The sequence below is a fragment of the Longinema margulisiae genome (assembly GCF_025266855.1).
Taxonomy (GTDB): domain Bacteria; phylum Spirochaetota; class Brevinematia; order Brevinematales; family Thermospiraceae; genus Thermospira.
Genome location: NZ_CP053071.1, coordinates 2,051,728 through 2,077,145, shown reverse-complemented (window position 1 = coordinate 2,077,145; position 25,418 = coordinate 2,051,728). Strand labels below are relative to the sequence as shown.

Annotated in this window: 20 protein-coding genes and 1 tRNA gene; 4 read left to right on the top strand and 17 right to left on the bottom strand. The window is 45.9% G+C overall.

The features are described from left to right. Positions 1–49: 49 nt before the first annotated feature. The 7 genes from BREVNS_RS09270 to BREVNS_RS09240 form a co-directional block, all read right to left on the bottom strand. A tRNA-Leu gene (locus BREVNS_RS09270) sits at positions 50–133 on the bottom strand. A gap of 91 nt (positions 134–224) precedes the next feature. Beyond that, the gene (ftsZ, locus tag BREVNS_RS09265; protein WP_483426724.1) at positions 225–1,397 is read right to left on the bottom strand and encodes a cell division protein FtsZ; all 1,173 of its coding nucleotides are present in this window, start codon (positions 1,395–1,397) and stop codon (positions 225–227) included. Between the two features lie 29 nt (positions 1,398–1,426). Continuing rightward, on the bottom strand, positions 1,427–2,674 hold the full coding sequence (gene ftsA / locus BREVNS_RS09260) for a cell division protein FtsA (RefSeq protein ID WP_483426723.1): 1,248 nt from the start codon (positions 2,672–2,674) through the stop codon (positions 1,427–1,429). Then, the gene (locus BREVNS_RS09255; RefSeq protein ID WP_483426722.1) at positions 2,661–3,368 is read right to left on the bottom strand and encodes a cell division protein FtsQ/DivIB; all 708 of its coding nucleotides are present in this window, start codon (positions 3,366–3,368) and stop codon (positions 2,661–2,663) included. Before BREVNS_RS09255 ends, ftsA begins: the two co-directional genes overlap by 14 nt. A 2-nt stretch (positions 3,369–3,370) precedes the next feature. Next, positions 3,371–4,312: a D-alanine--D-alanine ligase family protein gene (locus BREVNS_RS09250; protein ID WP_483426721.1), complete on the bottom strand. Its 942-nt coding sequence runs from the start codon at positions 4,310–4,312 to the stop codon at positions 3,371–3,373. Between the two features lie 162 nt (positions 4,313–4,474). Continuing rightward, on the bottom strand, positions 4,475–8,008 hold the full coding sequence (gene nifJ / locus BREVNS_RS09245; RefSeq protein ID WP_483426720.1) for a pyruvate:ferredoxin (flavodoxin) oxidoreductase: 3,534 nt from the start codon (positions 8,006–8,008) through the stop codon (positions 4,475–4,477). Positions 8,009–8,255: 247 nt separating this feature from the next. Beyond that, on the bottom strand, positions 8,256–9,488 hold the full coding sequence (locus BREVNS_RS09240) for a hypothetical protein (RefSeq protein ID WP_483426076.1): 1,233 nt from the start codon (positions 9,486–9,488) through the stop codon (positions 8,256–8,258). Positions 9,489–11,269: 1,781 nt separating this feature from the next. Here BREVNS_RS09240 and BREVNS_RS09235 point away from each other — a divergent pair. From BREVNS_RS09235 to BREVNS_RS09220, 4 genes are all read left to right on the top strand, one after another. After that, complete coding sequence (locus BREVNS_RS09235; RefSeq protein ID WP_483426719.1) at positions 11,270–11,461, top strand: hypothetical protein; 192 nt, start codon at positions 11,270–11,272, stop codon at positions 11,459–11,461. A 506-nt stretch (positions 11,462–11,967) separates the two neighbouring features. Beyond that, the gene (locus BREVNS_RS09230) at positions 11,968–12,924 is read left to right on the top strand and encodes a sigma-70 family RNA polymerase sigma factor (RefSeq protein ID WP_483426718.1); all 957 of its coding nucleotides are present in this window, start codon (positions 11,968–11,970) and stop codon (positions 12,922–12,924) included. Positions 12,925–13,264: 340 nt separating this feature from the next. After that, positions 13,265–13,711: a hypothetical protein gene (locus tag BREVNS_RS09225; protein ID WP_483426717.1), complete on the top strand. Its 447-nt coding sequence runs from the start codon at positions 13,265–13,267 to the stop codon at positions 13,709–13,711. A gap of 26 nt (positions 13,712–13,737) precedes the next feature. Beyond that, positions 13,738–14,742 (top strand): class II fructose-bisphosphate aldolase, encoded by a 1,005-nt coding sequence (locus BREVNS_RS09220; protein ID WP_483426716.1) that lies wholly within the window; start codon positions 13,738–13,740, stop codon positions 14,740–14,742. A gap of 40 nt (positions 14,743–14,782) precedes the next feature. Here the strand turns inward: BREVNS_RS09220 and BREVNS_RS09215 are convergent, their stop codons facing one another. The 10 genes from BREVNS_RS09215 to BREVNS_RS09170 all read right to left on the bottom strand — a co-directional run bounded on the left by BREVNS_RS09215 (position 14,783) and on the right by BREVNS_RS09170 (position 25,418). Then, on the bottom strand, positions 14,783–15,535 hold the full coding sequence (locus BREVNS_RS09215; protein ID WP_483426715.1) for an MBL fold metallo-hydrolase: 753 nt from the start codon (positions 15,533–15,535) through the stop codon (positions 14,783–14,785). A gap of 2 nt (positions 15,536–15,537) precedes the next feature. Then, positions 15,538–16,296 carry a tryptophan synthase subunit alpha gene (gene trpA / locus BREVNS_RS09210; protein WP_483426714.1) on the bottom strand — a complete coding sequence of 253 codons (759 nt, stop codon included), beginning with the start codon at positions 16,294–16,296 and terminating at the stop codon, positions 15,538–15,540. A gap of 70 nt (positions 16,297–16,366) precedes the next feature. Further along, the gene (locus BREVNS_RS09205) at positions 16,367–16,768 is read right to left on the bottom strand and encodes a hypothetical protein (protein WP_483426713.1); all 402 of its coding nucleotides are present in this window, start codon (positions 16,766–16,768) and stop codon (positions 16,367–16,369) included. Further along, entirely contained in the window at positions 16,741–18,552 is a 1,812-nt protein-coding gene (locus tag BREVNS_RS09200) for a carbamoyltransferase family protein (protein ID WP_483426712.1), read from the bottom strand. Before BREVNS_RS09200 ends, BREVNS_RS09205 begins: the two co-directional genes overlap by 28 nt. A 3-nt stretch (positions 18,553–18,555) precedes the next feature. Then, positions 18,556–18,711, bottom strand: a complete 156-nt coding sequence (locus BREVNS_RS09195; protein ID WP_483428048.1) for a DUF5989 family protein — start codon at positions 18,709–18,711, stop codon at positions 18,556–18,558. Between the two features lie 17 nt (positions 18,712–18,728). Then, positions 18,729–20,558, bottom strand: a complete 1,830-nt coding sequence (locus BREVNS_RS09190; RefSeq protein ID WP_483426711.1) for an SGNH/GDSL hydrolase family protein — start codon at positions 20,556–20,558, stop codon at positions 18,729–18,731. A gap of 9 nt (positions 20,559–20,567) precedes the next feature. Beyond that, a complete protein-coding gene (gene murB, locus BREVNS_RS09185) occupies positions 20,568–21,434 on the bottom strand; it encodes a UDP-N-acetylmuramate dehydrogenase (protein ID WP_483426710.1) in 867 nt (288 codons plus the stop codon). 110 nt (positions 21,435–21,544) lie between these two features. Further along, positions 21,545–22,078, bottom strand: a complete 534-nt coding sequence (locus tag BREVNS_RS09180) for a hypothetical protein (protein ID WP_483426709.1) — start codon at positions 22,076–22,078, stop codon at positions 21,545–21,547. A 3-nt stretch (positions 22,079–22,081) separates the two neighbouring features. After that, on the bottom strand, positions 22,082–23,128 hold the full coding sequence (locus BREVNS_RS09175; RefSeq protein WP_483426708.1) for an AAA family ATPase: 1,047 nt from the start codon (positions 23,126–23,128) through the stop codon (positions 22,082–22,084). 73 nt (positions 23,129–23,201) lie between these two features. Next, positions 23,202–25,418 carry a methyl-accepting chemotaxis protein gene (locus tag BREVNS_RS09170; RefSeq protein WP_483426707.1) on the bottom strand — a complete coding sequence of 739 codons (2,217 nt, stop codon included), beginning with the start codon at positions 25,416–25,418 and terminating at the stop codon, positions 23,202–23,204.

Below are 25,418 nucleotides of genomic sequence, written 5' to 3'. Positions count from 1 at the left end.
CAAGAATAAAAAAACCGCCTTCTCCCGAAAGAGAAGGCGGTTTGGGGTGTGCCGGGGACAGGACTTGAACCTGCACGAGCTTGCGCCCGCTACCACCTCAAAGTAGTGCGTCTACCAATTCCGCCACCCCGGCGTTGGTATATATATTATAGCATATTTTAGGGCTTTTGTCAAGAGGGGAAAAAGCAAAAAAACTCCCCCTTTGGAAGGGGGAGCGCTGAATGCTACGGCTTGAAACGCCTCTGAACACGAAGATAAGCAGGGGTATTGAGATCATCATCCCCTACAGCCTGAGCCTGTTGAGTAGCCAACCCACTCTGATAGGTTCGAAAACGCCTTGCCCCTTTGGTCTCGTCTATTTTCACAAGACGTCTATCACTGAAGATTTCCTCCGCTGAGATACCATCATCCATTTCCGGCTGAGCCTGTTCCTGCTGGAAATCAGTGGCAATAATCACCACACGAATAGAATCTTTGAGAGATTCATCAATATTAACCCCAACAATAATCTCCGCATCAGGCCGACAAAGCTCAGAGATAGTCTGTGCGGCCTCCTGCCATTCAATCATCGTCATATCCGGAGAACCAATCACATTGACAAGCATGGCTCCCGCATTACGGAAGGAAGAATTTTCGATGAGAGGATTTTCAAGGGCCTGTTTAGCGGCATCAAGGGCACGATTTTCACCCTTTCCAATACCAATTCCCATGATAGCCTCACCACGGTTGGAAAGGATGGTTTTCACATCGGCAAAATCAACATTGATAAGTCCCGTTTCAGAAATAATATTGGAGATACCCTCTACAGCCTGTTTGAGAACCTCGTCAATTTTGTGGAAGGCTTCTTTAACATTGGTTTTTCGCTCAATAATCCTGAAAATACGAGAGTTAGAAATGACGAGCATCGTATCTACATGCTCTTTGAGTTTCGCAATCCCCTGTTTGGCTGCTGCAATACGTTTGGCTCCCTCAAAATCAAAAGGAATAGTCACCACACCAATGGTAAGAGCCCCTATCTCCTTGGCCACCTGAGCCACCACAGGAGCGGCCCCTGTCCCTGTACCACCACCCATTCCGGCGGTTATAAAAACAAGATTAGCCCTTTCCAAAGCCTTTCGAATGGTCTCAGCATCCTCCTGAGCCGCCTTCTCACCCATCTCCGGCCTGGCACCCGCACCAAGCCCTTTGGTCACCTGTTTCCCAATCTGAATTTTGGTCTTGGCAAGAGACTGATTGAGCACCTGCAAATCCGTATTGATAGCAATGAAATCCACATCCCTGATACCTGCTTCAATCATTCGATTGACAGCATTACAACCAGCACCACCAACACCCACTACCTTGATTCGTGCGACAGGTTCATGTTTCTCAAAAATTTCCATAAAACCTTCCTCCATCGTCTTCCTCCCGTTTTTCTATCCCTTTTTTAGAAAAATTCCTTCACCCATTCTCTCAATCGTTCAACAATTGAATTAATATTTTTCTCCTCATCCTTGTGATTGGTGGGACCTAAACGGGGAGCGTTATCCATCGCATAAAGACAAAGCCCCACAGCCGTCGAATAGATAGGACTATCCACCATATCACGAAGCCCGCCTACTCCCAACGGTTTTCCAATACGTACCGGCATATTGAAAATAGCCGCTGCTAAATCGGTGATATAGGGCGTCAAAGAAACACCACCGGTGAGAACAACCCCACCTAAAAGCCCATCAAGAAGCCCCGTTTTTTCCACCGATTGATAAACTAAAGAGAGAATCTCCTCAAGACGTGGCTGGATAATCTCCGCCAATTTCCGGCGGGATTCAAGAACAGGTGGTCTTCCTCCCACCCCTGGAACCTCCACAACCTCATCGTCCTCTACAAAATCAGCCACAGCACAACCAAAACGTTTCTTGATCTCTTCAGCCGCAGGGATCGAAGTCTTGAAGCCATAGGCCACATCACTGGTGACGTGATTCCCACCCAAAGAAAGAATACCCGTATGACGGAGACTCCCCTCTTTGAAGACCACATAATCAGTTGTCCCACCACCAATATCTATCACCAACACTCCCATGTCCCTTTCCTCATCACTCAAAATAGCGCGAGAAGCCGCTAACGGTTGAAGCACAATATCCTGTGCCTCAAAACCTGCTTTTTTGACCGCTTTGACGGTATTATTGAGAGAAGTTGTAGCGGCGGTAATAATATGAACCACAGCTTCCAACCTGTTTGCCGACATCCCCACAGGATCCCTGATTCCCTCATGAGAGTCCACAATAAACTCCTGGGGAATGACGTGGATGAGATCCCTATCCACAGGCAAAACAATGGCGGTAGCCGCATCAATCACACGCTTCACATCCGCTTCGGTAATCTCCTGATTCTTGTCTGAGATAGCAATGACACCACGACTATTGATACCCTCAATATGCCCACCGGAGATCCCGATATACACCCCCTGTACCGTCTCGCCGGCCTGGATCTCTGCCTTCTGCACAGAAGTCGCAATAGAACGGGCTGTCTCTTCAATGTCAATGACCACCCCCTTCCTCAACCCATGCGAAGGCACGGTGGAAACCCCAATCACCTCAAGTTCCCTTTCGGTGATATGCCCGATAACGGTACATACCTTGGTTGTCCCTACATCAAGCCCAACCACAAGAGAAGAAGGCATACTACTGGTAGCCAATGGCGTTCTCCCTATGTAAATTTATAGTCTTCAGAGAGAGTTTTTTCTCTCTGACCTCTTTTTCCAGAGCAAAAACCCTTTGCCATATGTCTTCATCAAGCACCTCATGCCCAACCCAGACATCAACCGGAAAATCCCGAAGCCATACATGGGCCCCTGTTTTCCGATCAAAAACAATTCTCTCCACCCTTTCAAGATTAGTTAACTTCCCAAGGTACTTCACCAAAGACAAGACCCAGTCGTCCTGGACCCTCCCTTTCTCCAGGACAACCGGATAACCTATCTCTATCCTTGGCACCCTTGGAGAGCGGGCCGAAGCATACACAATCCCGTCCCTATCCACAAAAAAGGCATTGGTGCCAAAAACTATAATCCCAACCGGTAGATTCTCCTCAAGCTGGATTTTCACTGTCCACGGAAGAATTCTCTCTCCCCTGGCTGAGCGAATATAGGGACGGTTCGTTAACCTTGTGATGACCACATCCCAGGAGAAATCAAATATCCCCATCCCTTTTCTGAGTCCCGCTACATGGAGAATCTCCTCAGCAGGTATATACCGGTTCCCTTCTATCACTATCTCTCTCACCGAGAGTATCTCATTCACCACCAAAAGCCGATACACCACCCCGTGTAACGCCACAATCACGGCCACAAAAAACACACTCACCACCAGCGACCCTAACCGGCGGCCCATAGTTACTCCGCACTTTCTAAAATACGAAGAACCAGTTCCTCCTGAGACATACCCGCCGCCTGTGCCATCGCTGGAATATCGCTTGTTTCTGTCATTCCCGGGCTTGTATTCACCTCAAGAAAAAACGCCCTATTATCCGTCGTAAACATAAAATCAAAACGAAGGGGTCCTTTGAGCTTCATCACTCTCATGGCCTGCGTGAGCTGAGACTGAATATGAAGCCTCACCTTTTCATCCATCGGCGCGGGAAGAATAAACTCTGTCATTCCCTTGGTATATTTCGCCTCAAAATCATAAAAGGTATTCTTGGGCCTGAGTTCAAGAATTGGCAAAAAGAGAAAATCAGGATACTTTCCCAATACCCCTATCGTCATCTCCCGCCCCCGGATATACTGTTCAATAAAATAATCAGGATATTTTTCAATATTTTTTTCAAGCACCTCTCGAAGTTTAGCCTCATCCTCGCAGACCTCAACTCCCACGCTTGAGCCCTCACAATTTGCCTTGAACACGACCGGATAGGAAAGAGCATGATTCACCCTCTCCACCATTCTCTCAATGTTGACCTCACCATCAAGCGACAATGGTACATCTATACCACACCCGCGCAGTATCCGTTTGGTAGCGTTCTTGTCCATGCCAAGAGCACTGCCCAAAACACGGCTCCCTGTATAGGGGATATGCATGAGTTCAAGAAGAGCCTGAATCACCCCGTTTTCTCCCACAGAACCATGGAGAGCAATATAGGCAATATCAAACGACGTCTTCTGCAATACAGCGATTGGATCACTCCCAATATCCACTTTGATAGCCTCCAGACCAAGAGAACACAGAGCCCGATATACGTTTTCCCCTGACCTGAGGGAAATCTCCCTCTCAGAAGAATCCCCTCCCATAAGCACACCTATACGCTTGCCATGAAACTGCTTCACTCTCGCTTCCATGCTTCACCTCATTTTTTTCACGCATATATTATTATATGATTTTTCTTTTTTGTCAATAGTTTTTCGCATTTTAGTAGTAAAAATTTTTCTACTAATGCGCTTTGCACAGGGAAAATAAAAAAACTCCCCACCGGACGGTGGGGAGTTTTTGTTTTTTCATCCTTACTTCTGCGAATAATCCATCGAAGCGAGCCGCTTGTACATCTGATATCGCCATTTGGCATTCTCTTCCGCTGCCTTGAAAAGTTCTTCAGCCTGGTCAGGGAAGGTCTTGAGGAGTGAAGCAAAGCGAACCTCTCCAAGCAGGAATTCACGGAAGTTGCCGGTAGGCTCCTTGGAGTCAAGCTGGAAGGGATTCTGACCCTGAGCCTCAAGAAGCGGATTGTAGCGATAGAGATGCCAGTAACCAGCCTCCACAGCCTTCTTTTCCTCTTCCTGGGACTTGCCCATACCAGCATAGAGACCATGGTTGATACAGGGCGAGTAAGCAATAATGATTGATGGACCGGGATATGCCTCTGCTTCAGTGAGAGCCTTCATGAATTGAGCCTTGTTCGCCCCCATAGCCACCTGAGCCACATAGATATACCCGTAGCTCATCATCATGAGCCCAAGGTCTTTCTTGCGAATACGCTTTCCACTGGCGGCAAACTTGGCAATAGCCGCGGTAGGTGTAGCCTTCGAGGACTGACCACCGGTATTCGAATAGACCTCTGTATCAAGCACAAGGATATTGATATCCACACCGGAAGCAAGCACATGATCAAGCCCACCAAAACCAATATCATACGCCCAGCCATCTCCACCAATCACCCAGAAAGACCTCTTCACTAAGTAGGAAGAGAGCTTCTGAATCTCGGCAAGGGCTCCTTTCTGAGGACCGGCCAGCAGGCGCTTGATCTTCTCTGCAAGAGGATTGGCTTTGTCTGCATTGGTGCGATTTGCCTTCCATTCGAGAAGGGCTTCCTTGAGTTCTCCAGAAACACCCTCAGCCACAGCCTGATCAATCAGCTGCTCAAGGTACTGTTTCATCTGCATATCCGCAAGTGCCATACCATAGCCATACTCAGCATTGTCCTCAAAGAGAGAGTTTGCCCAGGTTGGTCCCTTGCCTTCTGCATTGGTACAATACGGGGTCGCAGGGAAACTTCCTCCATAAATAGAAGAACACCCTGTCGCATTGGCAATCATCATGCGATCCCCATACAGTTGAGTAATCACCTTGATATAAGGCGTTTCTCCACATCCAGCACAAGCCCCACTGAACTCAAAGAGAGGTCTCAAGAACTGACTCTCTTTCACGGTATACTTGTTGGTAATAGCCTCTGTCTTGTAGGTCACATTCTTTGCAAAATAATCCCAGCGTTCAATCTCTGCCTTCTGGGTTTCAAGCGGCTTCATCACAAGAGCCTTATTACCCTGCTTGCCGGGACATACATCAGCACAGTTGCCACATCCGGTACAATCAAGCACAGACACCTGGATACGATACTGGAAATTCTCAAGCCCCTTGCCAATAGCCTTGAGCGTCGTGGTACCGGCAGGAAGCCCCTTCATTTCCTTGTCATCCAACAGGAATGGCCGAATCACCGCATGAGGACACACAAAAGCACACTGGTTACACTGGATACAATTATCGGGTTGCCACTCAGGTACATTGATAGCAATCCCTCGCTTCTCGTACTGGCTTGTTCCAGGAGGAAGTGTTCCATCCTCACGACCAACAAAGGCAGAAACAGGAAGATCATCACCCTTCAGGCTATTGACTGGAATCACAATCTTCTCAATGATCTCAGGAACATCCTTCTTGGGCGCTGGTTTTGGAGTGAGATTCTTCCATTCGGCAGGCACAGGCACCTGAATCACCTCTCCTCCTCTATCCACAGCCGCATAGTTCATGTTCACAATCTTGTCACCCTTCTTGCCATAAGTCTTCTTGATGGCATCCTTCATGTGCTTTACAGCTTCCTCATAAGGAATAACGGGCATGAGTTTGAAGAATGCCGACTGCATGATGGTGTTGATACGCCCACCAAGCCCAATCTCTTCAGCAATCTTGGTTGCATTGATGATATAGAACTTGATGTCGTTTTCAGCCATGTATTTCTTCATATGATCAGGCAGGTGATTGACCACTTCCTTCTCATCCCAGATACTATTGAGCAGGAAGGTTCCTCGCTTCTTGAGTCCCTTGAGCACATCATACTTATCGAGATAGGAAGGCACATGGCAGGCTACAAAGTCAGGATTATTCACAAGGAAAGGCAGCTTGAGAGGTTTCTTTCCAAAACGAAGGTGAGAAACCGTGATACCACCCGACTTTTTGGAGTCATAGGCAAAATAAGCCTGAGCATAGTAGTCTGTATTATCACCAATAATCTTAATCGAGTTCTTGTTTGCTCCCACTGTACCATCAGACCCAAGACCAAAGAATTTTGCCTCAAAGGTACCTTCAGGTGTCACATTTACGACCTCATTTTCAACAGGGAGAGAAAGGAAAGTCACATCATCCACGATACCCACGGTGAAACGATCCTTGGGTTCAGGGAGTTTGAGATTCTTGTACACAGCAATGATGTGTTCGGGCGTTGTATCCTTGGAACTGAGTCCATATCGACCACCCACAATCAGTGGAGCTCCCGGCTTGTTGTAGAAGAGATTCTTCACATCAAGATACAATGGCTCTCCAGCAGCCCCGGGTTCTTTCGTACGATCAAGCACAGCAATCCGCTTCACACTCTTGGGAAGAACATCGAAGAAGTATTTTGCCGAGAAGGGACGATAAAGATGAACCTTGACAAGACCCACCTTCTCACCCTTCTTTGCAAGATAGTCAATCGTACTTTCAATGAGATCACAGACAGAACCCATAGCCACAATAATATTCTCAGCATTTGGATCTCCATAATAGGTAAACGGCTTGTAGGTTCTTCCGGTGAGTTTACTCATCTTTTGCATGTAGTCATTCACAATATCAGGAACCGCATCATAAAAACGATTGCACGCCTCACGAGCCTGGAAAAAGACATCAGGGTTCTGAGCCGTACCACGAGTCACAGGATTATCAGGATTCAAGGCATTTTTACGGAAGGCATCAAGAGCCTCGCGATCAATCAGAGAAGCATAATCCTCATAATCCAAGGCCTCTACCTTCTGAATCTCATGAGAAGTACGGAAACCATCAAAGAAGTGCAGGAAAGGAACGCGACTCTTGATGGCGGCAAGATGCGCTACCGGAGCCAGGTCCAGAATCTCCTGCACAGAAGAAGTGGCTAACATAGCAAAACCCGTTTGCCTGGTTGCCATCACATCCGAATGATCACCAAAGATAGAAAGAGCATGACTTGCGACGGTACGAGCACTCACATGAAACACACCCGGCAAAAGTTCACCGGCAATCTTGTACATATTGGGAATCATGAGAAGAAGACCCTGTGAGGCCGTAAAGGTGGTTGTCAGGGCTCCTGCCTGGAGTGAGCCATGAACAGCACCAGCAGCCCCTGCCTCAGACTGCATTTCCACCACCCTGACTACCTGGCCGAAGATATTCTTCTTGCCCTGGGCAGCCCATTCATCGCAGTGCTCCGCCATGTTCGATGACGGAGTGATGGGATAAATAGCCGCTACTTCGGTAAAAGCATAGGCTACATACGCTGCTGCGTTATTCCCATCCATGGTTACCATTTTCTTTCCCATGGGATACCTCCGAATAAAAATTTCAGATGTTATTGTAAGACCAATCGAAAAAAAACACAAGTTTTTGATTACGTTTCCAACAGGAGACCTGAAAGAGAGAGAAAAGGATAAAGAAGTTACCCCTGGCTCAAAAGATTTTTGTCAACTGTAGTATACAGGGAACATTTTAGATAAACAAGTTTTTTCTGGGGAAAGTACCCTTTTTAGGCCATAAAACAGGGCAATAAGTACGTACCATCCCTATGTTTTATATCACATCCTGCCAGTAGACACCATCGATAGCCTCATCACGATTATAGTAGTAATGCAAACGCACAGCAAGAACATTGGTTGCCCCTTCTCTTTTCCATACCCCTACATCCATTCTCTGGTTTATGGTTCGCATCACCCGTTCTGCCCTTGAGGTTGTTCCTGGCAAACCATCTTCACTGTCACAGGCGAACATGTCTTTTTGAGCACGAAGAAGATAATAAAAACAATGTTTGCGCCCTTTTTCGTGAAATAAGTCAAGAAGATTCTGAATATGCTGTCTGCGCTCGCTTTGATAACCAAGTCTTGTTTGCCAGTCATTTTTGTACCCCAAGAAACAGGCTTTCCCTGTTTCAGCGACAATATTTGTCCACTCAGAAGAACGATATCTCACTCTATCAAGACGAAGAAAATACTTCAATTGATAACTTACATGCCACAAACATCGTTGAAAAACGATACCGGGATGTTTGCCCTGGTTAATCCCTGTATCTCCATCGACAACAAGAAAAAACCGAGAAAAAGAGTGTTTTTCTTGAATGGGCTTAAGAAGTTTGTCCCAACCTGCATGGTAATTATCCACAAGAAGGCCTGCTATTCTTGTATTTTTTCCTGTCAATGGGGAGGCTTGTTGCCTCTCCTGCAAAAGAATTTTAGCTTCTTCTCCTTTTTTCTTGCCCTGAACAGGAATACCCGTCCCATCGGCTTCTCCACAGGGTTTTTCTTTTTCTGAGATACTGAAATGTATCTTTCTCCCAATATTTTGAAGGTTTTTCCAGAGGGTGCTAAGACCTATTTTATACCCTGTGAAGGAAAGAATACGAGCGGCCACTCGATAGGTGGTAAGAGCCCCGGCTAAAGCCACTCTGTAGATATCTTTCAGGATTTGCCTTTTTCGCTTTTCTACACCAAGAAGAGATCTTGTGAGAAAAAGTTTTCTTCCACACTTTTTGCATTGAATTTGGAGCTGAGGAAGAGTGATCTTTCCAAAGGGCATCAGAACAAAAACAGTGTTTTTTCCATGCTTTGTTTTCCATATGAAGTGATGTTTTTCTCCGCATGTACAGGTGATACGACCTTCTTTTATTTCTTTTTCTGCCACTTCTACAGAAATCTGATGAACAAATGACTCAAACACTCCTTTGATGGCCTGGAGAAAAACCACCACTAACGTCTCAAGTTTTGTGTCAGGGTAGTCGATAGTCAAAGTGAAGGTGAATTCTTTACGCATGGGTTCCTCCTTGTGTCCTATTATCGGCCAGGGAGGAACTTTTTTTTGCTTTTCCTCATCTTCCCACTGCAGGTCTCCTGAAAAAAACGTTACCAAGTTTTTGAAAAAAGTTTCAGAAAGAAGTTTTGATATTATTGTCGTTCCACATTTCTACAGAATGGTTATCTTCACACAAAAACTGAATACTTGTTCAACCATCTTTTCTGTTCCAATTCTTGGTTCTTTTTGTTACCCTTCTCCCTTCTTTCACAAAGCGCTCCCGCGCAGGGCAAAAGGGGACTATTGTCCTCGTCGCCTGCTACGCATGCGCCTCGGACGGATAGTGCGCCGCTTTTGCGGGCAAGGAGAAAGACCTCATCTCTTTCCGGGGAAGTCCTTCCTCCGTGGGCGACCTCAACTCGTCCTCGGAACTTCGGCAACCACAACTCGTCCTCCTGAACCTTGCCCCCAACTTTATAAACTTTACAAACTTTCAACCTTCAACTGATACGCACCCTCACTCCGGGAGAACTTCCCTCTTGCGGCAAAAGACAAACGACCGCAAAAGCGGCCCTGTGGGGTCCAGAAAGAAAGGGAGAACAGGGCCTTCTCTCACCAGCCCGCAGGGTTTCTTTTTCAGAAGAGGCTTTTTGGATATGGCACCGCAGCAGGGGCGATGGCTATGACTTTGTTTCAGCAAAGAACAAGGGTTTAGCTGAAACAGGGTAATAGCCCTCTCTTGCCGTAAGGTTTTCAAGCGCAACTTTTTTCAATAGGCATCAGAATAGAAAGCTTTTGTGTTGTTTCCCTGTTCATAAGAAATGTGGAAATGAGACCCTTGCACGGGTGTTTTCCTCCCATGTCTGGGTCAAGGGCTACGCCCCTGAAACCCCGCTTTTTCTGTTTACAAGGGCTTATTTGTCTTTTTTTGTTCAAAGGAATAGTTTTATTTATTACGTTAAGGAACATTTTTATACTATTTTTTTGTTTTTTACTACTTTTTCGAGACCTTCGCACATTCGTGCAAAGGTCTCGAAATAGGTATTCAGTTTCATATGTTTCATATGTGGAACGACGCCAATCCGAAAAAAATTTTTTATGCAAAACCCCCAAAATCACTTGACTTTTTTGGAAAAATTGCGTAATATATTTATGCACCAATCGTCAATAAGAAAAGATATATCGCACCTCCGCTAACGGGCGGCACCTTCACAGGGCCGCCCGTTGGTATTTTAAGCCAAAAACTCGCCGAAAGAAAAATTTGAGACCCTTGCACAGGTGTTTTCTTCCCCTATCTGGGTCAGGGGCTACGCCCCTGAAACCCCGCCCCCGCCCCTGCACCGACTCCAGAAGAGCGTTGTCCTCGTCGCATGCGTAGCATGCGACGAGGACGAAACATGGGCCGCTTTTGCGGGCAGAGAGAAACCTCTTCTCTTTCCGGGGAAGTCCTTTCTCCGTGGGCGACCTCACCTCGTCCTCCTGACTTCGGAAGCATAGCGCCCACCTCGCTCCGCCGATTCCCCGCCAAAGCGGGGGTCCCGCGGCTACGCTTCGGTGGGCTTTTCGGGCAGAGCAACAGAAGAGGTCGCCCCGGACACCTCCTGTGTCCTCCCGTCGGAAGGACTTTCCCGTCGGAAACCAAAGGGCCCTTTTCATAACCGCAAAAGCGGCCCGGTGGATACTGAGCGAAGTCGAAGTGGGGTACAGAAAAAAAGGGGGTGAAAGAAAGAACGGGTCTTCCTCTCCAGAAGGGGGCATTCTCTCCCCAACCCACAGGGCTCGTGTCCCCCACAGGGGCTTCCATGACGGCGCACCGCAAGCAGGGGCGGGGTGTGGGGGACGAGTCAGCAAGAAGGGGGCTTTCTGAGACCGCAGGGCGCCCGGCTATTACCCTGTCTCAGCCAAAGGCAATGGTTAAACGTTTAATCTCTCTCTATCCACCCCCTCATGGCTATCGCTATCACCCTGTTTCAGCTAACCACCCCGCCGGTTAAACGTTTAACCCTTCTCTATACAAACTCCACATGTCTTTTGCTCTTACCATGTCTCAGCAAACCCACCTTCTGGTTAAACGTTTAACCCCCTTCCATACAAACCCAAACAATGACGACCACCTTCTTTCAGGGAGAAAAGCCTACCCCGACTCTCACCATGTTTCAGCAAACGAGCCCCCTTTGCTGAAATAAGGTCATAGCAAAATCTCCCAGCACCCTTCTCCCAGAGAAAAGGGCTGGTCCTATTCCTGTGTCGAGACCTTCGCACATTCGTGCAAAGGTCTCAATTCCTTCATCCAAAAAGCCTCACTTTTTTCCCTCTTACAATACTCTCTGTGTCATTTTGATACGTTTTTTCTTTTTCCAGAGAAAAACCTTTTCTTTTCTCAGAAAAACAAAACATTTCTCGTTTCATATTATTTTTATCTCCTTACAATAAAAAGAGATAAAAAATAAATTCTGTTTTGGCACACTTTTTGCAAATAAAAATTACAGGGAGGACGCCTATGGCAAGGAATATGACTATTCTCAAAGCCGAGAAATACGAGGGAGAAAACGCTACCTCAAAGAGGGAACAAAAATCTCTTCCTTCTCTCAAGACGCTTTCTGAGTTGGTTTCCCATTCTGATACACTTTCTCTCTATCTCAAGGAAATAGAGAAAATCCCGCTTCTCTCCAGAGAGGAAGAAAAAGAATTAGGAGAACGTATCTTAAAAGGCGACAAAGAAGCCAGAGACCGGCTTGTGTTGGCCAATCTTCGATTTGTGGTTTCAGTAGCCAAAAAGTATCAGGGCTTAGGGCTTTCCATGACTGATCTCATCAGTGAGGGAAATCTGGGTCTCATTGAAGCTGCCAATCGATTTGACTATAGACGTGGTTTTCATTTTATCTCGTATGCAGTATGGTGGATTCGTCAGTCTATTCTGAAGGCTATCTCCGAAAAGGGGAGAATGGTTCGTCTCCCGATGAACCGCAATAACCAGCTCATGCAGGTATGGAAATACATCAACGATTACACCCAGAAAAACGGCAAAGAGCCTTCCATTGATACCATCTCAGAGGCCATGCAGATAGAGAAAAATGAAATTCTCAAACTGCTTGATATGTCCCAGAGTGGCACAGGGCTTGACCAGATGCTTCCTGAAGACTCTGATATGAGTTTAGACGAAATTGTGGAAAAATCTTACTTTGACGCAGGTACCTCAGTACCTGAAGATACGGTGATACAGGATTCACTTCGCGAAAACATCAACCGTATTCTCAGCAAGTTCCCGGAGCGAGAGAGAAAGGTTATTGAGTATCGTTTTGGTCTCAACGGAGAAGAGCCTCACTCTCTCTCTGAGGTCGGAGAAAAGCTCAACCTCACCAAAGAGCGGATCCGTCAGATTGAAAAGAACGTCATGATGATGCTCCGTCAGGATTCCGACATGGCTCATCTGTATAGCTATTTGCGAGACCAGTAAGCATACTTCCTCAGGGGGAGACCCTTGCACAGGTGTTTTCTTCCCCTGTTTGGGTCAGGGGCTACGCCCCTGAAACCCCGCTTTTTCCGTTTACAAGGGCTTATTTGTCTTTTTTATTCAAAAAAGCAGAATTATTTATTATGATAAATAATATTTTTATACTATTTTTTGTTTTTTACTACTTTTTTGAGACCTTCGCACATTCGTGCAAAGGTCTCAGGGGATGAATCTTTCATCCCCTGAGATTTTTATTTCAGCCATGTTCCCTTTTTGCCTCTTTCTTGAAAAAAAAATCCTCTCTCGATATAATACCTTATCCTTTTCCTGATAAGGAGGGTACATGAAACAAAAATATCTTCTTCTCTTTTTCCTTTTCGGAAGTTTTTTCTACGGAGCCAATGTGAGCCTTAAGCATCTGGCCTTAGGGGTTTTTCTTGGCTCTCCAACAGGTATCAGCATCGGCTATTTTGCCAATAATACCCACGTCATCAACGGAGTCATTGGCTGGAATTTCGGAAAAAACCCCTCTCTTCTTCTCACAGCTGATTACACCTATCGATGGGATGTGAGTATATCCAGTGGGGCTCTCTTTCTCTATGCAGGAATTGGGGGTCTTGTGAATATCTCTGATCACGTCGATATTGGCCTACGAATTCCCCTTGGAGTTTCCTATTTTACTCCACAGATTCCTTTAGAGATCTTCTTTGAATTGGGACCAGGGATGAGGCTTATTCCTGCCACAGATCCCTTTCTCAACGGCGGACTTGGTATCCGCTGGCGATTTTAGAGAAATTACATAGAAGGAGTGGATATATGGTAAGTTACAAAGACCTTGGTTTTGTGAACACACGGAAGATGTTTGAAGTGGCTATCAAAGAGGGTTTCGCTGTACCTGCCTATAACTTCAACAACATGGAACAACTTCAGGCCATTGTTTCTGCCTGTCTTGAGAGCCAGTCCCCTGTGATCCTTCAGGTTTCCAAGGGTGCCCGTGAATATGCTGACCAGACACTTCTGCAGTATATGGGCAAAGGGGCTGTAGAAATGATGCGCCGTATGGCCAAGGAAAAGGGGCTTGGAGAAATTCCTATTGCCCTTCATCTTGACCATGGTGACAGCTATGAGCTCTGTGTTTCCTGTATTGAAAGTGGATTCTCCTCGGTGATGATTGATGGCTCCCATCTCTCCTACGAGGAAAATGTGGAGCTTACTCGAAAGGTTGTCGAATACGCTCACAAGTATGATGTCACCGTAGAGGGTGAACTTGGTGTGCTCGCTGGTGTGGAAGATGAGGTCTCAGCTGAACACCATGTGTACACCGACCCAGATCAGGTGGAAGACTTTGTGAAAAAGACCGGTGTAGATTCACTCGCTATCGCTATTGGTACCTCTCATGGAGCCTACAAGTTCAAACCCGGACAAAAACCTGAGATCCGTCTCGACATTTTGAGAGAAATTGAGAAAAGAATCCCCGGTTTTCCCATTGTTCTCCATGGTTCTTCTTCTGTACCAAGGGATGCTGTGGAAACCATCAACAAGTATGGTGGTCAACTGAAGGATTCCATCGGTATTCCTGAAGAGCAGCTCCGTGAGGCGGCTCGCTCAGCCGTATGTAAGATCAATATCGACTCCGATGGACGTCTTGTCATGACGGCCAAGATCCGCGAGATCTTTGCTACAAAACCTGCTGAGTTTGATCCTCGTAAATACCTTGGCCCTGCTCGTGAGGCCCTCAAGAAGATGTACATGGAAAAGAACGAAAAGGTTCTTGGTTCAGCAGGCAAAGCCCCGCTGATCATGAAGGCTTTGGGAAAGTAAAGAAACTAACAAAAAAGGCTGTCCTTTGGGACAGCCTTTTTTATTCATACACCACCCACTCTTCCCTATCAGAGATGAAAAAAGCCACATGAGGAAAACGCTGAGAAAGAGGCTCTATCACCGTTTCCCTCACCCGTTCCTTGGTATTGTTGTTCTCACTGAGGTGCAAAAGAATCACCTGCCTCGTATGAGAAGAGATAACCTGAGAAAGAAAATGCCGCGTCTGAAGGTTGGAGAGATGACCTCTCCCCCCACGAATGCGATCCTTCAGGGGCTGGGGATACCAGGAATTCTTCAGCATCTCTTCATCATAATTGGCTTCAATAGCGATGATATGAGCCTTTTTTGCATAGTACAGAAGATGATTATCAATCCTGCCAACATCACTCGCATACAAAAGCACTCCACCGGGAGTCTTGATCAGATACCCCATATGAAAAACAGCATCATGCTGCACAGGAAAAGGAAAAAAAGAAAAATGTCTGAAATGATAGGTTTTGTAGGGTTCAATCGGCGTCATACGATAGGAGACGTGAATAGCCCGTGCCGTATCAGGATGAACATAAATAGGCACATGGGTATGCTTGGCAAACTGGGAAACTCCCCGCACATGATCATCATGATCATGGGTAATCCAGAGGCCGCTCACCGTCTGTATCTCTCTTTTGAGAAGACCAAGACGAGAACGAAGTTTGGTGTAAGAAATCCCTAAATCTATGACCCACAACTCATCTTCATGGAGAAGATAAAAACAGTTCTGCTTACTGCCGCTCCCAAAAGAACCAATTTCCATAGTTACGAGCGAATCCCCTTTACGAAACTGATCACGTGCTCAAGGGCATCTTTTTCATTCATGGCATCCAGAACCCGCCGCATCACTGCCGATCCAATGATCACCCCATCGGCTACAGCCGAAAGCTTTTCATAACCCTCTTTGTCCGCCACACCAAAACCTGCGCATACCGGCTTCCCTGCCCAGCGTTTGACATCTCTCAGATGATCAAGGGAAAACGAGAGATTATCCCTGCGTTCCCCTGTTGTCCCAAAGAAATTGACATAGTAGAGAAAATCACCGGATACTGAGGCAATTCGCTTTACCCTGTCTGCCTTCGTATTGGGAAAAACGAGAAGCACAGGATCAAGTCCCTCACTCGAAAGAAGACGATAAAAAGTTTCCCCTTCATCCACATTGAGATCAGGGACAATCACCCCACGAACTCCCGCTTCCCGACAAGCTGAGAGAAACTTTTCAGCTCCATAGGCATACAGAGGGGCATAATAACTCATCAGATACAGAGGAATAGTGACCTGTGAGGATATCTCTTTCACCGCCCCCAAAATCCCATCCAGGTTCACCCCTTTCTCTAAAGCCAACTGAGAGGCATGGGCAATCACAGGCCCATCGGCCACCGGATCACTATAAGGCACTCCAATCTCAATGGCATCTACATAGGATTGAAGCTGAAGAATAGCCTCCTGAAGAAAAGTCATCGAAGGTATGCCTGCCGTGAGATAGATGATAAGATTTTTATGAGAAAAATCAAGCCCGTGCATTCGTATTTCCTTAGAACGATTTTCTATTTATAGTAACGAGATAGAGAAAAAAAGTCAATTTTTAGCCTTATCAAAACCATCGTTCCATTTTTTTAGGATCATTGTCCGAAGCGGAAAAGTCCTGCCATGTTCCATCATTTTTGGCTATATGGTCCTGACCGGCTAAACGAAGAAGAACAAAAAGAGGGGTCAAAATAGCATAAAAAAGAAGCCCCAAAACAAGACGGGAAATCGCCTGAGAAACCACCTGCCACACCCAGAAAACCACCATCTCAGAAAACCAGAGGGAGCGAGGCCAGAGAAAACCCACCACCCAGTGATAGAGGCCAAGAGTAGCCGTTATCATCAGAACCGGCACAGGAAAATGTCTCCACCACCCGATCAGAGTGAGAAGAAACATCCCCACCCCAAAAGAAAAACCAAAATGCCTGTACTCCGAAAACGTTAATCGGCGATGAGTGTTTTTTTCCATGTGTGAAGCTCCTTAAAAGGTGGCTGTTTCGATTTTTCCAAATAGAAATCTTCCACAACCAGCACATCAATATTGGTTCCCATAAAACACCGGTAGGCATCCCGAGGATCATTCACAATAGGTTCCCCCCGAACATTGAAAGAAGTGTTAATCACCACCCCGCACCCTGTGAGACGCTTAAACTCTTCCAGAAGGGCATAAAACCTTGGATTGGTTTCCCTGTGTACTGTCTGAAGACGGGCCGAAAAATCCACATGAGTAATAGCCTGCAACACCGAACGAGGCTGTTTGAGAAGGTCAAGTCCAGTCTTTCCCTCTTTGGCAAAGGGAAGTCTATGCTTCTCTCTCACATCGGCCACGAAGAGCATATAGGGAGAGGATCTATCCCATTCAAACCACTCTTCCACATCCTCCGCAAGAACCGCAGGCGCAAAGGGACGAAAAGACTCCCGGAATTTGATTTTGAGGTTCATGGTGGTCTGCATATCCTCCCGACGAGCGTCTCCTAAAATCGAGCGATTCCCTAAGGCACGAGGACCAAACTCACTTCTCCCCTGAAACCAACCCACCACCTTCCCTTCCACCATAGCCCGGGCCGTTCTCTCGAGAAGCTCTTTTTCATCCAGTTTCTCATACACAGCCCCATAGGCCCTGAGAATCTCCTCTATCTTTTCCTCCGAATAGGAGGGCCCTAAATAACTCCCCTTCTGAAAATCATGCACCCCATCAGCCTCACGGGAATTTCCGAGATACTCGTACCACACCGCTAAAGCCGCTCCCAAGGCCCCTCCCGCATCACCAGCCGCCGGCTGTACCCAGACATCATCAAACCCACTTTCTCGCAGAATATGGCTGTTGGCCACACAATTGAGAGCCACTCCACCCGCCAAACAGAGATACCTCTCACCTGTGATTTCCCTGGCATACCGGGCCATTTTGACAAGAATCTCTGTGGTTACCACCTGAATAGAAGCGGCAACATCCATATAAAACTGCGTGGGAGTTCCACCCTGAGGGAGAGCCTTCTGGCCAAAAAGTTTCTCAAAACGACGAGAAATCATCACAAGACCGCTGATATAATCAAAATACCGTTCATTCAGTTCAAAAGACCCATCATCCCGTATCTTCACAAGATGATCCTTGATGAGATCCACATATTTCGGCTCTCCATAGGGAGCCAACCCCATGAGTTTATACTCACCTGAGTTCACCTTGAAACCACAATAGTAGGTAAACGCGGAATACAGAAGCCCCAAGGAATGCGGAAAATCAATATGCTTCAAAAGAGTGATATGATTTTTTTCTCCCCTTCCGATAGTGGTGGTATTCCATTCCCCTGCTCCATCCACGGTGAGAATAGCCGCGCGCTCAAACGGCGAAGGATAAAAAGCACTGGCCGCATGAGCCTGATGATGAGAAGAGAAAAGCACCTGTCCCTCATAGCGGAGTTCCTTGCGAATCAGTTCCTCTATCCAGAGTTTTTGTTTCAACCACACAGGAATAGCCATCAAAAAGGACCGAATACCCTTTGGGGCTGTATGAATATACGAAGCCAAAATACGATCAAACTTCACCAGCGGCTTATCATAAAAAACCACATAGTCCACTTCCCCGATCCCTATCCCCGCTTCCTGAAGACAATAGGCTATAGCCTCACGTGGAAAGCCCTCATCACCCTTCCGACGGGAAAACCTCTCCTGCTGAGCCGCCGCCACAATATCCCCATCTCTCACTAAAGCCGCGGCACTATCATGATAAAACGCAGAAATCCCGAGAACGACCATAGGCTAAAAAAGACTGTAGATAAAAGGCGCCAAAGCCTGTGACTGAGCCAAAATCACCACAATCCCAAAAAGAACAATCAAAAACACAATGGGAATAAGCCATATCTTCTTGTTTTCCTTGACAAAAAGCCAGAATTCCTTCAAAAATCTTGCCACCATTCTCACGGTTGCCTCCTTCAGTGAGAAGTATTATAACCAGACCAGGAATTTTTTGCAAGCCACGTCAAGAGAGCCCGCCATTCTTTCTCTTTCCCCATCCCCTCTACCAATTTTTCCACCTCTTGAGAGAGCGTTTTTTTCTCTTTTCCCTCGGCAAGAAGATACGCCATAGCATAAAACCTCAAGGCCTTTTCCCATTCTCCACGAGAAAGAAAAAAATCTGCACAATTTTTATACCCTACATACCAGCCTGGATTATTATGACGATAGGCCTCAAGAAGATTGGCAATAACCTCCCACCTCTTCTGTTTTGCCAGTTCAGAGAGAAGAAAGTTACCAAACGTCTGTCCCTTTGTCGTCTCATAAGAAGCAAGAATCGTTTTGAATGGTTCTTGCGACACCATCCCTATCCTCCCCCAGGCAGGATCCTTACCAAAGGGTATCAGCATTTCTGTATATGGACTCTGCGAAACAAGGGTAAGAATGTTCTGGATAGCCATAAACTCATCATACACCGTAAAAAAAAGCGTCGCATCAAGCCAGTTTTCGTGGGCAAACCCTTCTTCAGAAAACCTCTCTATCGCAAGGTACACTTCCTCAAAGAGCCTCTCCGTTTCTCCTCTCCTTTGAGAGGAAAGAAGAGAGAGAATAGCCTTTGTTCCCAGTTCTGCCAGAAATACCTGTCCCCGGTACTGAAAATGAAGATGATCAATAAAAAGAAGCCTCCCAAACCCTTCTCCCCCAAAACGCTTCTGTATCTCCTCCTGCAAGGGAATAAATACCACCCCTTTCTCAGTGGCCACCCGACGCAAAACTTCTCGAATTCCCTCTCGATAACGAAAGGGAATCACATCCAAGTCCTTGGCCAACCGAAGACTTGAAAGAAACTCCTCTTTTTTCGTTCTTTGAGCAATCCCCGTTAGGTACCATACATGGGCATTGGAGGGAAATTGCCCGCGCCATGTGTCAAGAAGCCGCTTTGTCTCTTCTGTTTTCCATGTCTCATGTCGAAAACGCCCTTGATTGGAGAGAACAAGGGGGGCAATCCTTTCTTCATCTATACTGGCAAAAGGGGGCATATGAATCAGATTTGCCGCTATATCATACACCACCACAGGAACACCATGTTTTTTTGCCTCTTCACAGACAACCTCAAGGTTCTTTTCAAAGGCTTCGGCCACCCTTTTATCCACCGCCCCGGGGGGAATATGCTGGCCAGCAAACTGAGCGGCCATCATCGTTTTTGGGGAGTTATTCTTTCTCTCAAAAAGACCAAAAAGAACCTGGAATACCCTCCACTCCCTCAAAGAAAGATAGAAACGTTTGGAGAAATACCCTCCCCCGGTGGTAACCGAAAGTGTTCCATAGTACTCATTCTGCCCTGTATAGAGAAGTATCACATCGGGCTGATAGCGAAAGATCTTTTTCACCACATCGGCGACATAATAACTACTCATCGCACTATAGCCAAGATTGATAACCTCCACTTCCCTTTCCGGAAGAATATGCTTGAGCGCCGCCTCTATCATCTTCCCGAAAGACTGATTAGGTTCAAATGGCCATCCCTGCGCTGTTGAGCCCCCCACAATGAAAATACGAAGTCCATTGGTGGGCTTCTCTACTAAAAAAAGGTTCTTGAACTTGGCCTCAGAACGGGGAGTTCGCCGATTTGGGTAATACTTATTGAGAAAGTCGGGATTATCCCGATAATAAGGGGTACCCGCCACCCTCTCAAACGGTTCAGTGGAGTAGCCAATCCCCACAAGACGAAAGCCCCCCTCTATCACAAAAAAAAGAATTACCCAGAAAAAAAGAAAAAAAGTCGTATAGAAAACTTTCTTTTTCATACCCTTCTCCTATTTGATAACTCTCACCTCTCGTTCTAAACGCACCCCTGTCTTCTTGTAAACCTCCTCTTCAACCTTCTCAAGGAGACGAAGAACATCATCCGCAGTAGCCTTTCCCGTATTCACAATAAAGTTCGCATGCCTTTGATAGACCTCAGCCCCCCCTATCCGAAAACCTTTGAGTCCCACCTCATCAATCACTTTGCCGGCTGGAAGATTTCGGGTATAGTCATTTTTGAAGGCACACCCCGCTGAAGGGTAGAGATACTGTCCTTTCTCCTCTCTATCTTTACGACAGGCCTCTGTCTTTGTTCTCACCTCCTCCGGCAAAGCAAAACCCAACCCAAGTCCCACTTCAACAATCACCCAGTCTTCATGGTCCATAAAGATACTATATTTATAACGATAATGAATCTCCTCTCTCTGAAGGAGAAACTCCCTGCCAGAGAAATCCATCACCCGCACAGCCTTCACCACTTCACTCATCTCATGCTGATAAGCACGAGCATTCATATAGGTAGCCCCGCCTACCGTGCCAGGAAGCCCCCCACTCCATTCAAGCCCACTTCTCCCCTCCTTTTCTGCCCAGCTATTCAGTTCATCCATCGACATACCAGCCCCAACCCAGAGAATGTCGCTTTCCTCGCGAAGTCCCTTGAGAGCCCTCATACTGACCACCAGTCCTTGAATGAGTCCATCGGCAAAAAGAATATTGGATCCCCCACCAAGAATAATCACGCGCCAGCCCTTCTCTTGAGCCAAAAGAAGCCCCTCTCTCAGTTCCTCCACACTCCGGGGTTCACAAAAAAACTCAGCCTCCCCCCCAATTCGAAAGGTTGTCAAGGGAGCAAGTGGTATATGGGATTGAATGGTCATATCAACTCCTTGCCTTTATACTTCTTAGGAACACTTTTTTGAGACCCTTGCACATTCGGGCAAGGGTCTCTTTGTTATAATCTCGCATGTCACGTCTCCAGTGCCTCTTTTCATAAGATAATCCCTTTCTTTCTGGCTATCTCCTCTGTATACACCCAGATCTCCTTAACTCGAAAAAGAGTCTTGAGTTTTGACATTCCCATTGAATCATAGTGGCGAAGGGTATCCTGAATACTATTGGCCTGTTCACTATTGGCTCCTTTCACAATCAAACAACAATGCACATCTATATGAGGGAGTTTTATAGTATCACAAAGATTTTTATCAAAACGTTTTTCCCACTCCCTGAAACTCTTTCCTAAACATATAGACCAGCATAACAACATCGTATCATGAAATTTTTGCAATATATCTTCGCATTGTTTTTGGAATGGATGACCTTTATCTTGAGGAGCAAAACTCGACTTCACCTCTATGAACCACAAAGCAGGTGATTTTTTTCCTATAAAATCAACTATTTTTACATACTGTCCTTTCAGATACTTCTGATACACTTCGCTATCTTCTATTTTCCACAGCCCAATCCACTGTTGAGAAGAAAAAGTTATACCCGACTCCTGAAGACTCCCACTAATTTTGCACATGATTTATTCCACTTCAATTTCTTCTTCATAAAGCCTCACAGCCTCTTCAATAATCGTATTAGCTGGCATCCCTTCTTTAAGATTGTGAACCTGAGGAAAATATCCTCTTGCATTATCAGAATTTTCTTCTTTTTCAAAAAGAAGAACAGGAACATCCATCTTTTCCTTTTTAGCCATCACATACATTTTTTTTATTACAAAATAGGAATGTGTGGCCATGAATACCTGGATATTTTCTTTGCTAAGCAAGAAAAGTATTTCCAGAAAACGAGAGAGAGCCCCGGGATGAAGTGCCGCTTCCGGTTCATCAACAAAAAGAATAGAACCCGGTTGCAGAAAACGATTCCCTAAAAGAGTATCAATAAGACCAATTTTTTTTACCCCTTCCGCTACCTGATGAAGAGCGTATTTATATCTTCCCTGCTTAAAATGCCATTCTTTTGCTTGAGCATCATAGACCACACTTCCATGGACAATTTTTTCTTCAAGAATTTTCCTTGCCTGAGCAAATGTGAAATAATTTTTCCCCTTTTGAGGTGGATAATCCACCGCCTTCGCTAAATCATAGTAGGTATCGTCAAAACCAAACATTTGCCAGTCTTCCCGACTTCGTTTGATAACAGAGAGAAGAGAAAGCACTTCTTTAGCAGGGAAAAAAACAGAATTTTCTTCTCTTTTCAAATCAACAGGATCAAGTTCTGCCTTCAAAGATGTTTCCGTATCCTTTCCAAAAGAAAAACGCCCATTCCCCTCATCCATTACCAGAGAAAGAGAAAACTTTCCATCAAGAGCATTCTTCCTCACCAGTTCACCTATTTTTTTTACCTGATAAGTCCAGTACATCTTGTCAGAAAGAACCTGCGCGAAGGTTTTTCTTTCATTCCCTCTTGCATACACTTCCAGGGAACGCACAAACACATAAAGAGCTTTTAATAAAAAAGTTTTTCCACAGGCATTTTCACCGATAAAAAGATTTATTTTACCTACATTTTCCCATTTAAGACATTCTATAGGACCAAGATTTTCCACGAAAATTTCTTTGATAGCCATACAGATCTCTCTTTCCTTTTCCTACATTATTATAAGAGGAAAACCCTTTTCTGTCAAAAGCCATACTCCATTTTCAACCCTGCGATGCCACCTCACCAAGACGTCCAACAATGGCTTTGTGGTTTTGAGACAACTGACTGAGATTCTCCATGACAAGAAGAATCTTCTCCTCTTTTTCCCTTTGAGCGTCCAGTCTTTGAACAAAGGACTGGAAAAGGTTTTCCATTTCCTGCAAGGTATCGCAGAAACCTTTGATTCTCTCCTTCTGATCCCCAAGAGACTTCAGAAGGTTCATCACTACCCCATTCAGTTCCTGAACGGTGAGAACCACCTGCTGTGAACCCCCTTTTTGTCTCTCAAGAATCTCTGAGAACTTCCGGAGAAGAGCTTCTACCCCCTCCATCTCTTCCATCGTTTTCTGAAGACCTTTATCCACAATCTCAAAATGACTCTGAGTTCCCGTAAGTTCCCGATTCATCTGCTGCACCTCTGTACCCACAGACTCGGCAAGCTGAGCTACACTCAGGGCAAGATTTCTCACCTCCTGACCCACAATGGCAAAGGACTTTCCATACTCACCCGCATGGGCTGACTGAATAGCCGCATTGATAGCTAACGTATTGGTATCATCGGCGATCTTTTGGATATTTCCCAAAAGTTCAAAAACCCTATCCGCCTTCAGGGTAAGACTTTGAAGGGCTTCAGTTGATGCTCTTGTTTCCTGCCTGGAAGCCACAAGACTTTCTTTCAGCCGTTCTATCACCTCACGAAGACTCTGGATATCATGCCCTATCCCATGCATCACTTCCACCATATCTCCGAAGTGCCCCATCCCGGCCTGAATGAGCTCATTTTCCTTTCCCAGCCTCTGCATCACCTGTTCAATATCTCTCATCACTGCTGACGCTGTTCTCGCACTTTCCTGCAAGACATTGATTTCACGACCAAACTCCTGCCTCATTTGTTTGGAGAGATCCAGCACATATTCCATGGCCATCTTGGCACTGGATATTTCACTATCCAACTGGCGACTTGTTTCTCCCAATTCCACAGCGATGGCTCTCATCTTGCCCAAAAGATTTTCCAGGGCTTCCTTCTGACGGGAGAGGGCTTCTTCTTTCTTCTGGCTCTCCTGCTGAATATCAGCGGCTCTCAACGCCATGGCAATAAAAAGCGACACAGAAAAAAGAAGCATCCCCCATGAACTGGTCCAGTATCTGGCCCAGATATGGAGCATAAAACCAAAAGTATCCTTCAACGAGAAAAAGATAGCAAGAAAAGTCCCACCAAACATAAGCCAAGCATACGGCTTTTTCTGAAAAGCGGCCAACAAATTGACCCAGAGCATATACAACGTCACCGGCAACACCCACAAAAGCTGCACTATCGAACCCATAACAAGCTCCCATGCCGGAAAATCAGGCATGAAAAAATTCACCACCACACTTCCCACTCCAAGGAGCCAGCAAACTACTTCCACCCAGCGCCGTTTGAAACCATAGAAACGATGGAAAAAAAGCACAAAAAAGATAAAAGAAAGATAAAGCCCAGAAAACGCTATCTTTTGTTTGAGAAGATAGCCAATCGGAAGATACTCCACATACAGATCAGTATAATAAAGCCCAATCAAAACCACCCCAATCCCTACAAAAAGAGATGCCTTATCTTTGGTTTTTGCAAACAAAAAGAGAAAATACACCATCATAAAAAGAGAGACAATGGTAACCACCTGCGGAATACCAAGACCTAACATGGTCTCCCATCGAACCCTCTGTTTCACCTCATGGTAAGGCGCTATCACCATCTCTCCAAAAGCCCCGATAGTTTTGTGGGTATAGACACGAATGGCTATGAGGTTTTCCCCCCCATACCGGACCACTTCAGGGGGAAGAAGAAACCCACGAGGGGCATGAGGCGTTCCAAAATAAAGGTTTGGGGGCTGTGAACCAGAAATCCCTACCAGCACGCCATTCAGATAAATCTCCACCGCATCATGAATACGGCCTGTATACAACCCTAACTTCTGATTGGACAAAGAAAGGGGGAGAGTAAACCTCTTTCGTAGCCAGGTATATGGCTCTTCTTCCCCCTGAAAAACAAAGGTCGTGGTGGGGAATTGCACCACCTTCCAACTATGATCCTGATACTCTTCCTGGGCATAGAGAGGATTATCACCAAAGGTATAACGCCAGTTGTCAAGGAGTGGGATACTCGTAGTAAAACCACTCATCTGAGAAAAGAACACCATACTCAAAAAAATATAACCCAACCAGGAAAGAAGACCCCTCAT

Coding starts and splice junctions, on each gene's coding strand:
- ftsZ (WP_483426724.1), bottom strand. CDS start 1,397: ATGGAGGAAGGTTTTATGGAAATTTTTGAGAAACATGAACCTGTCGCA.
- BREVNS_RS09255 (WP_483426722.1), bottom strand. CDS start 3,368: ATGGGCCGCCGGTTAGGGTCGCTGGTGGTGAGTGTGTTTTTTGTGGCC.
- BREVNS_RS09250 (WP_483426721.1), bottom strand. CDS start 4,312: ATGGAAGCGAGAGTGAAGCAGTTTCATGGCAAGCGTATAGGTGTGCTT.
- nifJ (WP_483426720.1), bottom strand. CDS start 8,008: ATGGGAAAGAAAATGGTAACCATGGATGGGAATAACGCAGCAGCGTAT.
- BREVNS_RS09240 (WP_483426076.1), bottom strand. CDS start 9,488: ATGCGTAAAGAATTCACCTTCACTTTGACTATCGACTACCCTGACACA.
- BREVNS_RS09235 (WP_483426719.1), top strand. CDS start 11,270: ATGACGGCGCACCGCAAGCAGGGGCGGGGTGTGGGGGACGAGTCAGCA.
- BREVNS_RS09230 (WP_483426718.1), top strand. CDS start 11,968: ATGGCAAGGAATATGACTATTCTCAAAGCCGAGAAATACGAGGGAGAA.
- BREVNS_RS09225 (WP_483426717.1), top strand. CDS start 13,265: ATGAAACAAAAATATCTTCTTCTCTTTTTCCTTTTCGGAAGTTTTTTC.
- BREVNS_RS09220 (WP_483426716.1), top strand. CDS start 13,738: ATGGTAAGTTACAAAGACCTTGGTTTTGTGAACACACGGAAGATGTTT.
- BREVNS_RS09215 (WP_483426715.1), bottom strand. CDS start 15,535: ATGGAAATTGGTTCTTTTGGGAGCGGCAGTAAGCAGAACTGTTTTTAT.
- trpA (WP_483426714.1), bottom strand. CDS start 16,296: ATGCACGGGCTTGATTTTTCTCATAAAAATCTTATCATCTATCTCACG.
- BREVNS_RS09205 (WP_483426713.1), bottom strand. CDS start 16,768: ATGGAAAAAAACACTCATCGCCGATTAACGTTTTCGGAGTACAGGCAT.
- BREVNS_RS09200 (WP_483426712.1), bottom strand. CDS start 18,552: ATGGTCGTTCTCGGGATTTCTGCGTTTTATCATGATAGTGCCGCGGCT.
- BREVNS_RS09195 (WP_483428048.1), bottom strand. CDS start 18,711: ATGGTGGCAAGATTTTTGAAGGAATTCTGGCTTTTTGTCAAGGAAAAC.
- BREVNS_RS09190 (WP_483426711.1), bottom strand. CDS start 20,558: ATGAAAAAGAAAGTTTTCTATACGACTTTTTTTCTTTTTTTCTGGGTA.
- murB (WP_483426710.1), bottom strand. CDS start 21,434: ATGACCATTCAATCCCATATACCACTTGCTCCCTTGACAACCTTTCGA.
- BREVNS_RS09180 (WP_483426709.1), bottom strand. CDS start 22,078: ATGTGCAAAATTAGTGGGAGTCTTCAGGAGTCGGGTATAACTTTTTCT.
- BREVNS_RS09175 (WP_483426708.1), bottom strand. CDS start 23,128: ATGGCTATCAAAGAAATTTTCGTGGAAAATCTTGGTCCTATAGAATGT.
- BREVNS_RS09170 (WP_483426707.1), bottom strand. CDS start 25,418: ATGAGGGGTCTTCTTTCCTGGTTGGGTTATATTTTTTTGAGTATGGTG.